Source organism: Streptomyces sp. NPDC014734 (genome assembly GCF_043083325.1).
In the GTDB taxonomy this organism is placed as follows: domain Bacteria; phylum Actinomycetota; class Actinomycetes; order Streptomycetales; family Streptomycetaceae; genus Streptomyces.
In genome coordinates this window covers 124,739-137,722 of record NZ_JBIBYN010000012.1, presented here as the reverse complement: position 1 = coordinate 137,722, position 12,984 = coordinate 124,739, and the positions used below count along the sequence as shown (strand labels likewise).

Below are 12,984 nucleotides of genomic sequence, written 5' to 3'. Positions count from 1 at the left end.
GGGCCGGGGGCGCGCGCCCCGGGGCGGGACGGTCAGCTCCCGCCCGGCGTGTCCGGCGCGCAGGGCGTGACGCACGGGCCCTTGCGCCACCACTCGGGCAGCATCGCGATCGCCTCGTCGCCCAGCGGGTTCACTCCGGGCCCCGCGGCCAGCGAGTGCGCGACCAGGACGTGCAGGCACTTCACCCGGTCCGGCATGCCGCCCGCGCTGGGGAAGCCCTCCAGCACCTCGATGGCGTCGCGCCGGGCGATGTAGTCCTCGTGGGCGGCCCGGTACGCGGCGGCCAGCTCGGGATCGCTGCCGAGGCGCTCGGTCATCTCCTTCATGACGCCGTTCGCCTCCAGGGTGCCGATCGCGGACGCGGCACGCGGGCACGTCAGGTAGTACGTCGTCGGGAACGGGGTGCCGTCCTCCAGCCGGGGCTGTGTCTCGACAACGTCCGGGTTGCCGCACGGGCAGCGGTGCGCGATCGCGCGCAGCCCGCGGGGCGGGCGGCCCAGCTGCTCCCGGAACGCGGCGATGTCCGCCTCGGTGGGCTCGGTGGGCTCGGTCTGCGGAGGGGGGGTTTCCATGCCTGCCTAGTTCTGGGTTCTGGTTCTGGTTCTGGTTCTGGTTCTGCCGACGGGGACGGGCGGGAGGAGGACGGAGCCGGACGGGACGCGACGGGGAGGCGAGCGGCGGACGGATCAGCCGCGGTCGGCGCCGTCGACGCCGTCCCAGAGGTTGGAGTGCCACGGCCGGCCGGAGGAGTCCGTCTCGCCGTTGCGTTCCTTGACCGCGTCGGGGTCGATCACCGTGTAGCCGGTCTCCCCGGGGAGAAGATAGTGCAGGTGCTTGCGGGCCAGCTGCCTGATGTAGGCGTCGTCCTGGAGCCGTGCCTTCTCGTCGCGCAGTTCCTCGGTGCGGACGCGGGCCTCGCGCGCCAGGCGCTCCTGGTCGGCGATCTCGTCCTGCTGCGACACGTACTGCCGCATCGGGTACGCCAGCGCGACCACGAGGGAGCACACGATGAGGGCCAGGAAGGCCGCCCGGCCGGTGAGCCGGGAGCGGCGGTCCTGGCGGCGGCTCTGCGACCGGTAGACACGGGCGGCGGTCTGCTCGCCGAGCAGCCGCAGCCGGGTCGCGGTGGAGAACCGGTCCCGGTCCTTCGCGGCCATGTCTCCGCCTCCCCACTACACACGTCCGTCCCCGCACACGGTACGGGACCGGGTGCGGGGACGGACGGAGGCCGACCCCTTCGGGTCCGAACGGCCCGAAGGGGTCGGCCCTCGCGGTGCCGGTCGGCTCGCGGACGGCGTGCCGGTCGGTCAGTCCGCCGGGCGGAACCGCGGGAACGCCGAGCGGCCCGCGTACACCGCGGCGTCGTCGAGGATCTCCTCGATGCGCAGGAGCTGGTTGTACTTGGCGACACGGTCCGAGCGGGCCGGGGCGCCGGTCTTGATCTGGCCGCAGTTCACCGCGACGGCGAGGTCGGCGATGGTGACGTCCTCGGTCTCGCCGGAACGGTGCGACATCATGCACTTGAAGCCGTTGCGCTGGGCGAGCTCGACGGCGTCCAGGGTCTCGGTCAGCGAGCCGATCTGGTTGACCTTGACGAGCAGGGCGTTGGCGGAGCCCTCCTCGATGCCGCGCGCCAGGCGCTCCGGGTTGGTGACGAAGAGGTCGTCGCCGACGATCTGCACCTTGGCGCCGAGCTTGTCGGTGATGATCTTCCAGCCGGCCCAGTCGTCCTCGAACAGCGGGTCCTCGATGGAGACCAGCGGGTACGCGGAGACGAGCTCCTCGTAGTACTCGGTCATCTCGGCGGCCGAGCGGGACTTGCCCTCGAACTCGTACTTCCCGTCCTTGTAGAACTCGGACGCGGCGACGTCGAGCGCGAGCGCGATGTCCTTGCCCGGGACGTAACCGGCCTCCTTGACGGCCTCGACGATGAGGTCGAGGGCGGCGCGGTTCGACTCCAGGTTCGGCGCGAAGCCGCCCTCGTCGCCGAGGCCGGTCGACAGGCCCTTGGTCTTCAGGACCTTCTTCAGGGTGTGGTAGACCTCGGCACCCCAGCGCAGGGCCTCGGAGAAGGACTCCGCGCCGATCGGGGCGATCATGAACTCCTGGATGTCGACGTTGGAGTCGGCGTGCGACCCACCGTTGAGGATGTTCATCATCGGAACGGGCAGCAGGTGCGCGTTCGGGCCGCCGAGGTAGCGGAACAGCGGCAGGTCCGAGGCCTCGGAGGCGGCGTGCGCGACGGCCAGCGAGACGCCGAGGATGGCGTTGGCGCCGAGCGAGCCCTTGTTCTCGGTGGCGTCCAGGTCGAACATCGCCTGGTCGATCAGCCGCTGCTCGGTGGCGTCGTAGCCGACGAGCTCCGGGCCGATCTGCTCGATCACGGCGAGGACGGCCTTCTCGACGCCCTTGCCCTGGTAGCGGTTGGGGTCGCCGTCGCGAAGCTCAATGGCCTCGAACGCGCCGGTGGAGGCGCCGGACGGCACAGCAGCACGGCCCGTGCTGCCGTCGTCGAGGCCGACCTCGACCTCGACCGTGGGGTTCCCCCGGGAGTCGAGGATTTCTCGGGCTACGACGACGTCGATGGACGGCACGAGGCATCTCCTTCTGGGATATGACGCTGGTTCTGCAGGGTCACTTTGGCCTTGCGACAAGAGCCTAACCGGCCCGGCCCGCTCGGCCCGACGACCGCCCGCCCCCTGGGACGAAAAAGGGCCCGAGAGGGCATGATCCGGGGCAAACGGCAGGTTCATTACGGATCAGTAACTACAAAGGTTGAACCGACGGGCGCCGCACACCGCGCCCCTCACGCAGAAACCCCGGCCCGGCGCGTACGGGGAAACGCGCGCCGGGCCGGGGTGGCTCGGGGAGGAGAGAGCCGGGCCGGGATGGCCCGGGGGGAGGGAGCCGGGACTACTTCGTCAGGTGCAGCTGCTGACCCGGGTAGATCAGGTCGGCGTCCTCGACGATGTCCTTGTTCAGCTCGAACAGCCGCTGCCAGCCGCCCTTGACCTTGTGGTCCGCGGCGATCTTGCTGAGGGAGTCGCCGGAGACGACCTTGTACTCGCCGTCGCCCTTCTCGACCTTCTCGCCGGTCGGGGTGGTGACGGTCTTCTTCGACTCGGCGCGCGGGGCGGCGTGGCGCTCCGAGCGGGAGGCGGCCGGGGCCTCGGTGCGCTCGGCCTTCTTCGGCTGGGCCTTCTTCGGCTGGGCCTGCTGCGACTGCTGACGCTTCGGCGCCGAGGGGGTGCTCTGCTGCTTGGCGGCACCGGAGTTGGCGGAGGAACCGGTGTCGACACCCGGGTCGACACCGTCGTTGCGCAGGTTGCCGGCCCAGGCGCAGCCCCAGGCACCCGGACCCTGCATGGCGAGAAGGCGCTCGGCGGTGGCGATCTGCTGGGCCTTGGTGGCCAGGTCGGCGCGGGGGGCGTACTGCGTACCGCCGGCGGCGGCCCAGCTGGACTGCGAGAACTGCAGACCGCCGTAGTAGCCGTTGCCGGTGTTGATGGACCAGTTGCCGCCGGACTCGCACTGGGCGACGGCGTCCCAGGTGGAGACGGAGGCGGCGGAAGCGCCGGTCGCACCCATCAGCGGAACGGCGACGGCGGTGCCGGCGACACCGGCGAGCGTGGCGATCCGGACGGCCTTGGACGGGCGGCGGTGCTTGCCCTTGCCGGAAAACAGCATGGAACTTCTCCTCACCGACGCCTACGAGGTGAGCTGTCGGGTTCGGGCCAAGTGAGTTGCCCGGTCGCACGTCCTAGCGCGCGACTTCACCCCTAGCCGGTCCTGATGCGTCCTTCGACGACCGGGCCGACGCCTACCTGGGTCCCCCGCTCCTGCCTACGGCGCTTTCGCGTCTGTTCCCCCCGACCGACGGCAGGATTCGGCGTGACGGTCGACGGGGCCCGCGGTGCGAGCGGTTTCGAACGTAAACATACGCAAGCCCTACATTCAAAGATGGACACATCGGACAATATGCCCTTACTTGCATCCGATGAACTGCCGTTTCCGCAGGTCGGGAGCGATGCGCGAGAACACCTCGGACACGACACGCCAATACACGCAAAGAGACCCATGTCTCACTTGGACACAAGTGGACATAGGCCCCTGAAGCACCCCAGACTTTGAGGCTCTTTCAGTCGATTGTCAGGCAGTTCTCAGCCTGCCCTCACATCGAGTTCGAGGTTCTGGCCAGGGAGGATGAGGTCCGGGTCGGAGCCGACGACGTCCTTGTTCGACTCGTAGAGCGCGGTCCACCCACCGGGAACCTTCTGTGCGTCAGCAATCGCCCAGAGATTGTCACCGGGACGGACGGTGTAGGTGTCGTCGGCGACCGGGGCTCCCGTGTCGCGGGCCCCGCCCTCGCCCCGGGAGGCGTGACGGCCCGACTCGCGGTCGTCGCCGCCGGACGAGTCGCGGCCCTCCTCGGCGGCCGGGGCGCCGCGGTGCTTGCCACCCGTGCCCGCGGCACCGTCCGTTCCGGACGGGGCGGAGGAACCCGAGGGATCGGAGGAACCCGAGGAACCGGGGCCTGACGAACCGGACGCGTCGTTCGCGCCGGGGGAACGGGAGGCGTCCGCGGACGGGGACGCCGACTCGGTGGCCGAGGGGTTCGCGGACGGCTCGGTGCCGCCCTTCGGCTCCTTGGCGTCGTCCGCGGGCGTGGCGCCGTCGGACGGGGACGCCGACGCGCCCTTCGCCGGCTGCTCGCTCCCCGTCGCCCCCGCGGACTGAGCCGGGTCGGCGGAGGGCGTCACTCCCGGGTCGACCCCGGGCAGCGCCCCGCCCGTCGCGAGGCCGGAGATGACCGCACAGCTCGGCCACGCCTTCGGGCCCCGGGCGTCGAGGATCTTCTCGGCCACCGCGATCTGCTGCGCCCGGCTGGCGAGGTCGGCCCGCGGGGCGTACGACTCACCGCCGTACGCCTTCCAGGTCTCCGGGGAGAGCTGGAGGCCGCCGTAGGAGCCGTTGCCGAAGTCGGCGCTCCACGTGCCCCCGCTCTCGCACTCGGCAACCCGGTCCCATGTCGTGGCGTCGGCCGCCTGCGCGGCGCCCGCGCCGAGCAGCGGGATGGCGATGGCGGATCCGGTCACACCCGCGGCGACGACGATGGCGGGTGCCTGACGAGGGCGGCGGTGTCGGCCGTTCGCGGAGCCCATGGGATTGCCTTCCGTGTGACGGACAAGGTCTGACGAGCGACTGGTGGGTCGAACGGTGAACCTAGCCGGACCCGAACGCGTGTCACAAGTCGATGCAGCACGGATCACGTCAAAGTCACAGAGTTGACGCGGCGTCAGTCCCAGGGGCTCCGGGGCGGGGCGTGAACTCAACCGGCAGGGTGCGCAGTCCGCGCATGATGAGCCCTCCGCGCCACCGCAAATCGGCAGGTTCTCCCGCGAGTCGCAGGTCCGGAAGGCGGGTCAGCAGCGTGGCGAGTGCGGTCCGTCCCTCCAGTCGGGCGAGCGGCGCGCCCAGACAGTAGTGGATGCCGTGCCCGTATCCGAGGTGCTGATTGTCACGCCGTGCGAGGTCGAGCGTGTCGGGGTCGTCGAAGCGCGCCGGGTCGCGGTCGGCCGCCGCGAGGACGACCAGGACCGGGTCCCCCGTCTCGATGTCCCGGCCGCCGAGCGTCAGCGGTTCGGTGGCGAACCGCCAGGTCGCGAGTTCCACCGGCCCGTCGTACCGCAGCAGCTCCTCGATCCCGGTCTCCAGCAGCCCGCTGTCCCCCGCGTCGAGGGAGCGTTGCAGCCGTGCGCGCTCCGCGGGGTTGCGCAGCAGCGCGTACACCCCGTTCCCGATCAGGTTGACGGTCGTCTCGAACCCGGCGAAGAGAAGGATGAAGGCCATGGCCGCCGCCTCGTTCTCGGTGAGGTGCTCGCCGTGGTCGCTCGCCCGGATCAGTCCGGAGATCAGGTCGTCCGACCCGTCCTCCCGCAGCTCCTCCCGCTTGCGGTGGATCAGCTCGGCGAGGTAGCCGCGCATCTTCTTCACCGACCTGGCGACCCCGCCGCGCGGGCCGCCGCCGTGCCGGATCATCATGCCCGCCCAGTCCCGGAAGTCGTCCTGGTCCTCGCGCGGGACTCCCAGCAGGTCGCAGATGGCGTAGATGGGGAGCGGGAACGCGAAGTCGTGGATCAGGTCGGCCCGCCCCTCGGCGGCGAAGCGGTCGATGAGCCGGTCCGTCAGTTCCTGCACGCGCGGCGCGAACTCGGCGACCCGGCGCGGGGTGAACGCCTTGGACACGAGCCGGCGCAACCGGGTGTGGTCGGGCGGGTCGATGTTCAGCAGGTGCGTCATCAGCTCCGCCTTGCGCTCGCCGGGGATGCCGGTCTTCCCCCTGGCGTGTGCCGGTTCGGCGTGGTGGGCCGGGTTCTTCGAGAGCCGGGTGTCGGCGAGTGCCTGCCGGGCGTCCGCGTACCGGGTGACCAGCCACGCCTCGACGCCGCTGGGCAGCGCGGTGCGGTGCACGGGGCTGTGCTCGCGCAGCCAGGCGTAGGCCGGATACGGGTCGGTGGCGAACTCCCAGGTGAAGAGTTCGGGGGCGCTCGCGGGACAGGCGGCGGGCAGATCGGCCGGGCGGTCGGCGGGGCCGTGCTCGGGGCGGTCGGCGGGGCTGTGGTTCACCCCCCGACGTTATCCGCCGCCGTCCGGGCCCCGTCCTCGCGGTGCCGGCCCGGCCGGTCCCGCGGGTGCCGTCCCGGACGTCGGCCGACCTCCGCGGCCCCGGCGGCGCCGTCCCGGGCGTCGGCCCACCCGGTGCCGTCCTGGTCTCAGAGCCTGTCGGGTGACCTCTGACCGGGCGGGCGAAGGCCACCCGACAGGATCTCAGCCGACGCCCTCGGCGGCGCGAATGGCGTCCCGGTAGGCGCGGCCCGCGGCCCGCAGCGCGGCCTCGGGGTCCACCCCGTCGCGTTCCGCGCGCACGGCGAGGGCGAGGAGTTCGTAGCCGATGCCCTCGCCCGTGGGCAGGGGAACGTCGAGCCCGGCGGTACGGACCCGGGAGGCGAGTTTCGCCGCCAGTGCCAGACCGGGCTGACCGACCGGCACCCCGTCGGTGACCGACGCGCGCCGCTTCTCGATCGCCTTGGTCCGCAGCCAGTGCTCGCGCACGTCCTCGGCGGTCTCGGCGGTCTCGTCGCCGAAGACGTGCGGATGGCGGTGGATGAGCTTCTCGACGATGGTCGCGGCCACGTCGTCGACGGAGAACGCCTCCTCCCCGTCCTCGGGGCGGCCCTCCTCGGCGATCCGGGCGTGGAAGACGACCTGGAGGAGCACGTCCCCCAGCTCCTCGCGCAGTTCCTCGCGGTCACCGTCCTCGATGGCCTCGACGAGTTCGTACGCCTCCTCGACCGCGTACTTGGCCAGGCCCTCGTGGGTCTTCTGCGAGGTCCACGGGCATTCCCTCCGGATCCGGTCCATGACCTGGACCAGGTCGAGGAGCCGCGCGCCGGGCAGGTCGTAGGAGCCGGGAAGCAGTTCCAGGTCCGGCATGTCCACCCGGCCGGAACCGGCGAGCCGGGCGAGCCCGTCCGTCAGGGGCCGGTTCCCCTCCCCGCCGGTGAGGACGACCACGCTCCGGCCGCCGGCGCAGGCGTCGACGAGTTCCTGGGCGGTGGGGGCGGCGTGCTCGACGGCGACGCCCGCCTCGCGCAGATAGGGGAGCTGCGGGTGGTCCGGCTCGGCGCAGACCACCCGGTCCGCGGCGTGCAGCGCCTGCCATGCGGGCCAGGACAGCAGTCCGGGCGCCACCCGGTGGCTGGCGGTGAGCAGGACGATGCGGCCGGGGTCTTCAGCGTTCACTGTTCGAATCTACCTCCGGCCACCCTGGCCTCGTCCCCGCGGAGCCGTGCGCCCGGCCCCGTGCGCCCGGCCCCCGTACCCACGAGGACCGGGCGGGCGTCGCTACGCGCCCGTCTCCGGCCCCGCACCGGCGGGCTTGGTGACCTGGGAGATCCAGGGGGCCCGGTAGCCGGCGAGCTGGGTCTGCTCGTCGTTCCAGGTGCCGTAACGCGGGTTGACGTCGACCTTCAGCGCCTTCGACGCCTTGCTCAGGGCCGCGCCGACGGCCTGCTGCCCCTCGGGCTGCTGCAGGTCGGCGCCGAGCGCCCGGGCCAGCTTCGTCAACTGGACCTGCTCACGCAGCACGGCGTCGATCTGGTCGGGCGCGACCCAGCTCTGCTGGAGCATCGCCGTCCGCAGCCGCTCCTCTCCCCCGGACTGGGCGACCGCCGCCTTCCGCATCTGCTGGATCTCGTTGCGGTTGACGGTCACGCCCGCGTCCCGCGTCGCCCGGTCCAGGACCCGGTCGAAGATCAGACCGTGCAGTTTGGCGCGGCCGAGCTGCCCGGAGTTGTCGATCAGCTGGTCGGCGTCCGGGGCGTCGCGCTGGGCGTCGCGCACCGCCGCCACCTGGCCCTGGAGGGTGGACACCTCGATCCGGTCACCGCCGACGAGGGCCGCGGCGCCCGGATGGGCCTCGCCGCCGCAGGCGGTCAGGAGCGGGGCGCCGGCCAGCAGGGCGGCGGATACGGTGAGCGCGGTGCGACGGCGGCGGTGCAAAGGAACCTCCCGGGGAGACTTTGTGCATCAGTGCACAAGACCTTGCGGTGATCGATGGTAGGCAGTGGACGGGATCGGGGCCACTGGTTCGACCAACGATTCGGGAGGAGTTGGGGATGTGGGCCCCGCACGGCGCCCGGCGCGGCACCCGGCGCGGCCCGCCGACGACCGCCCCCGGCCCCACTCGTGAGGTGTTTGCCGGAGACCGCCGGCGACCGCCTCCGGCCCGCTCACGAGGTGCTTGCCGGGAGCCGGTCGGCGTCCGGGCGCAGCATGATCGCCCGCGAGACCACGAAGGTGATCGGGATGGCGGCGGCCGCCGCGACCAGCGGCGCGTACCGGCTGCCGAGCCCGGCGACGTCGACCAGCAGATACACCCCGCCGGTCGTGATGACGAAGTTGGCGGCGTTGGTGAGCGGGAAGAGCAGGAACTTCCGCCAGGTGGGGCGGGTCCGGTAGGTGAACCGGCAGTTGAGGAAGAAGGAGCCGGTCATGCTCAGCGCGAAGGCGGCCACATGGGCGGCGACGTACGGCAACGGGTTCAGCAGAAGCAGGTAACAGCCGTAGTACGTAGCGGTGTTCACGACACCGACGGCGGCGAAGCGCGCCATCTGGGCGGTGACCGTCATCGGCGTACGAGCTCCCGGCGCTCCCGTGCCGACGCGGATGGTGTCGGGCTGCTGGTGGCCCTCACCACGTTGGTGGCCTTCACCAGGAAGTGCGGGCGCCGCTTCACCTCGTAGTAGATGCGGCCCACGTACTCGCCGACCACGCCGAGCATCACCATCTGGACCCCGGCCAGAGCGGTGACCACGACGATGAGGGTGACGTATCCGGGGGTGTCGACCCCGCGCACCAGCGCCACGCCGACGATCCACGCCGCGTAGGCGAGGGCGACCGACATCAGCAGCATGCCCAGGTAGAGCGCGGCCCGCAGGGGTTTGTTGTTGAAGGAGAGCAGCCCGTCCAGACCGTAGTTGAGCAGCTTCCCGAAGGTCCAGGCGGAACGGCCCTCCTCGCGTACGGCGTTCTCGTAGCCGAACGTGGTGGTGCGGAACCCCACCCAGGCGAAGAGGCCCTTGGAGAACCGGTTGTACTCGGTGAGTTCGAGCACGGCGTCGACGGTGCGGCGCGACAGCAGCCGGAAGTCGCCGACGCCGTCCACGAGTTCCACGTCGACGAGGCGGTTGACCAGCCAGTAGTAGGCGCGCGCGGTGACGGTGCGGGTGACCCGGTCGCCCGTGCGGGTGCGCCGGGCTATCACCTGGTCGTAGCCTGCCGCGTGCTCCTGGAGCATCCGGCCCACGAGCTCCGGCGGATGCTGGAGATCCGCGTCCATGATGACGACCGCGTCGCCCTCGGCATGCTGGAGACCGGCCAGCATGGCGGCCTCCTTGCCGAAGTTGCGGCTGAAGGAGACATACCGGGTCCGGGGATCGGCGTCCGCCAGCTCCTGGAGGATCGCAAGGGTCCGGTCGGCGCTGCCGTCGTCGACGTACACCAGCCGGAATTCGTGCCCCAGCCGGGCCATTTCGTCCGTGACGCGCTCATGGAAGCGCGTCAGGATCTCTTCCTCGTTGAAGCACGGCACCACCAGCGAGATCAGCACACTTGTACAGCACCCCGGCCACATGTCGGAACTTGGGGCTCCGAATGGCCGACGGACGTCCATCACATGAACTGGCCCAATTCACAAGGGGTTTGGGCGTTCGGGGCTGGCATATTCCTGCGTATGCCGACTTCACGCCCCCGCTTGCGCGCGGGCTCGCTCGCCGCGCTGCTCACCGTCGCCGCCGTGTGCGCGGGCGACGCCGCGGCGCGCAGTTTCCCGTTCGGGTCGCGCACCCGCAGCATCAACGACCTCGGCAACCAGTTCGTGCCGTTCCACGCGAGACTGTGGGACCTGCTGCACGGAAACGCCGACGGCGGGCTGCTGTTCAACTGGTCGTCGGGGTTCGGCACGAGTTTCCTGCCGGATCTCGGCACCTATCTGACCAGCCCGTTCGCGCTGCTCGTCGGCGTCTTCCCGCGCGACCGCATCGACCTCGCGGTCTATGTGGTCACCGTCCTGAAGATGTCCGCGGCGGCGGCGGTGATGGCCGCGCTGCTGCTGACGCTGCGCGGCGGGCGGTGGTGGGCGGCGGGGGTGCTGGGGGGTTCGTACGCGCTGTGCGGCTGGTCGGTCATCGAGGCGTCGTCCAACCCGATGTGGCTGGACGGGCTGATCGCCCTGCCGCTGCTCTGCCTGGCCGGTGAGTGGGCCAGGACGGGACGGCACCGGGTCGCCGCGCCGCTGCTCGTCGCGCTGGCCTGGGCGGCCAACTTCTACACCGCGTACATGGCCACGCTCGGGGCGGCGCTGGTGCTCGCGGTGCGGCTGTTCACCGAGCGGGCCGACCGGCCGGAGGCGCCGCGGGGGCCGGGACTGCAGAAGACACTGCGCGGGCCGGGGCGGGCGGAGGCGCTGCGCGGGCCGGGACCGGCGGAGACACTGCGCGGGCTGGGACGGGCGGTGGCGACGGTGGTGCTGGGCATCGGGATCGCGGCACCGGTACTGCTCCCCGTGTACCTGGGGACGCGGCACGCGTACCCGGGGTGGACCCGCTCGTTCGGGCCCGCCGCCTGGGCCGACGTGTTCGCCCGGCTGCTGCCCGCCACATACAGCTTCTTCACCCCGGCGCTGTTCCTCGGCACCGGCACCCTGCTGCCGGCCGCCGCCCTCGCCTTCCAGCGGTCGGTGCCCCGGCGCGAGCGGTGGGTGTGGCCGGGGCTCGTGGTGGGGGTGGCGCTCTCGTTGCAGTGGGAGCCGACCCATCTGCTCTGGCACGCGTTCGCCACCCCCAACGGCAGCCCGTACCGGCAGACGTTCGTGCTGGCCGGGATCGTCGTGATCGCCGCCTGGATCTCGGTGGCGCACGCGTGGCCGGACCGGCGGGCGCTGCTGGGCGGGGCCGCGGTGGTGGGACTGATCGCGGCCGGGGCGGGGTTCAGCGATCTGGTCACCTTGTGGACGTATCCGCTGTTCGCGGCGGGTCTGGTGGCGGCCGTCGCGGCGCTGACCCTGGTGACGAAGGGGCGGAGGTACGCGGTGCTGGCCGCGGTGCTGCTGATCGGCGCGCAGGCCGGGCAGGCCGCCGCGACCACCGCGTACGGCGACTGGCAGAAGCGGCGCCGGCTCGACCACTACGCGCCCTGGGGCGAGCGGCAACGGGCCCGGGCGGCGGCCGTCGCCGATGTCGGGGACTGGCCGCGCCACCGTACCGATCCGGGCCGGCTCCAGGCCACGGGGAACGATCCGCTGCTGGTGGGCGGGCAGGGCGGCGGGTACTACAGCAGCCACACGCCCGCCGTGCTGACCCGCACACTGCGCTCGCTGGGCGGCGGCTGGACGTCGAACGGCCGGTCCCTGCAGAGCCTGGACAACCCCGTCACGGACGCGGTGTTCTCCGTCGGCGCCCGGCTGCGCAGCACCCGCGTCCCGGGCCGAAGCGCGGACGCCCCGGACGGCTGGGCGGTGACGACGAGCCGGACGGACGTGCCGCCGCTGGTGACGGTGCGAAGGCCGGGCGGGCCCGCGGTGTACGGCCGCTCCCCCTTCCGGAACCAGGAGAAACTGCTCGGCGCCGTCGTCTACACGGTGCCCCGGACGGTGCTGCGCACGGCGGCCGGAACGGCGGTACCGGCGCCGGGACGGGGCGGGACCGACTACCGGGTGGGCCGCGGTGCGTACACGCTGACCGCGGCGTGCCCGGCGCGCTCGGAGGCGTATCTGTGGGCGCCGGACCTGTACGGCTCGGCGCACCTTGACGCGTCCGGACCGGAGGTCGCGTTCAGGGGCGGGCTCCCGGCCCGGCGTGCCGCGGTGGAACGGCTGGGAACGGCCGGCGCCGCCTCCTCCGTGCGGGTCGCCCTGACCTCCGCCGGCGAGGGCACCGTTCCGGTGGACGCGATCGGCTGCCTGGACCGCTCGCGCCTCGCCTCGGCCGTCGCCGGGCTGAAGCGCACCGGGGCGACGGCCGTGCACGTCACCGCGCACGGCATCCGGGCGGTGCTGCCGCCCGGCAGCACCGGAACTGCCGTGATCGCGGTGCCCCGGATCGCGGGCTGGAGCTGCCAGGGGCGGCCCGCCGACAGCCGTCTCGGTCTGCTCGCCACGCCGGTGCCGCCGCGCGGCGGGGCCATCGACTGCACGTTCCGCCCGCCGGGTCTGCGCGCGGGCGGGGCGACGGGGGCGGGCGCGGTGCTCGCGCTGGTCTCGTTGACGGCGTGGGGCGCACGGCGACGGAACCGGGCCGTGCCCGGTGCGGGCCCGACCGGGCGCGGAGAACAGGCGGGAACGGGCGAAAAGAGGAGCAAGGAAGAGGAAGGAGCAAGGGAGGGGTGAGCGAGGGGTATGAGGCCGACGGGGCAGGCGAACTCGTC

General features: G+C 72.3%; 11 protein-coding genes and 1 riboswitch. Of the genes, 1 reads left to right on the top strand and 10 read right to left on the bottom strand.

Annotated features, from left to right (window positions below):
* Window positions 1-32: 32 nt before the first annotated feature.
* The 10 genes from ACF1CT_RS20610 to ACF1CT_RS20565 form a co-directional block, all read right to left on the bottom strand.
* A complete protein-coding gene (locus tag ACF1CT_RS20610; RefSeq protein WP_391785330.1) occupies window positions 33-572 on the bottom strand; it encodes a DUF501 domain-containing protein in 540 nt (179 codons plus the stop codon).
* A 114-nt stretch (window positions 573-686) separates the two neighbouring features.
* On the bottom strand, window positions 687-1,157 hold the full coding sequence (locus tag ACF1CT_RS20605; protein ID WP_391785329.1) for a septum formation initiator family protein: 471 nt from the start codon (window positions 1,155-1,157) through the stop codon (window positions 687-689).
* Between the two features lie 150 nt (window positions 1,158-1,307).
* A complete protein-coding gene (eno, locus tag ACF1CT_RS20600) occupies window positions 1,308-2,594 on the bottom strand; it encodes a phosphopyruvate hydratase (RefSeq protein ID WP_391785328.1) in 1,287 nt (428 codons plus the stop codon).
* A gap of 319 nt (window positions 2,595-2,913) precedes the next feature.
* The gene (locus ACF1CT_RS20595; protein ID WP_391785327.1) at window positions 2,914-3,687 is read right to left on the bottom strand and encodes a transglycosylase family protein; all 774 of its coding nucleotides are present in this window, start codon (window positions 3,685-3,687) and stop codon (window positions 2,914-2,916) included.
* Between the two features lie 3 nt (window positions 3,688-3,690).
* Window positions 3,691-3,861, bottom strand: a riboswitch (cyclic di-AMP (ydaO/yuaA leader).
* 299 nt (window positions 3,862-4,160) lie between these two features.
* Window positions 4,161-5,162: a transglycosylase family protein gene (locus tag ACF1CT_RS20590; RefSeq protein WP_391785326.1), complete on the bottom strand. Its 1,002-nt coding sequence runs from the start codon at window positions 5,160-5,162 to the stop codon at window positions 4,161-4,163.
* A 115-nt stretch (window positions 5,163-5,277) separates the two neighbouring features.
* Window positions 5,278-6,570: a cytochrome P450 gene (locus ACF1CT_RS20585; protein ID WP_391785403.1), complete on the bottom strand. Its 1,293-nt coding sequence runs from the start codon at window positions 6,568-6,570 to the stop codon at window positions 5,278-5,280.
* 258 nt (window positions 6,571-6,828) lie between these two features.
* The gene (locus tag ACF1CT_RS20580) at window positions 6,829-7,803 is read right to left on the bottom strand and encodes a nucleoside triphosphate pyrophosphohydrolase (RefSeq protein ID WP_391785325.1); all 975 of its coding nucleotides are present in this window, start codon (window positions 7,801-7,803) and stop codon (window positions 6,829-6,831) included.
* Between the two features lie 102 nt (window positions 7,804-7,905).
* Window positions 7,906-8,562: a SurA N-terminal domain-containing protein gene (locus tag ACF1CT_RS20575; protein WP_391785324.1), complete on the bottom strand. Its 657-nt coding sequence runs from the start codon at window positions 8,560-8,562 to the stop codon at window positions 7,906-7,908.
* 230 nt (window positions 8,563-8,792) lie between these two features.
* Window positions 8,793-9,191, bottom strand: a complete 399-nt coding sequence (locus ACF1CT_RS20570) for a GtrA family protein (protein ID WP_391785323.1) — start codon at window positions 9,189-9,191, stop codon at window positions 8,793-8,795.
* On the bottom strand, window positions 9,188-10,171 hold the full coding sequence (locus ACF1CT_RS20565; protein ID WP_391785322.1) for a glycosyltransferase family 2 protein: 984 nt from the start codon (window positions 10,169-10,171) through the stop codon (window positions 9,188-9,190). The genes ACF1CT_RS20570 and ACF1CT_RS20565 overlap by 4 nt, the downstream gene beginning before the upstream one ends.
* A gap of 123 nt (window positions 10,172-10,294) precedes the next feature.
* Here ACF1CT_RS20565 and ACF1CT_RS20560 point away from each other — a divergent pair, with 123 nt between their 5' ends.
* Window positions 10,295-12,946 (top strand): YfhO family protein, encoded by a 2,652-nt coding sequence (locus ACF1CT_RS20560; RefSeq protein ID WP_391785321.1) that lies wholly within the window; start codon window positions 10,295-10,297, stop codon window positions 12,944-12,946.
* The last annotated feature ends 38 nt before the right edge of the window (window positions 12,947-12,984 follow it).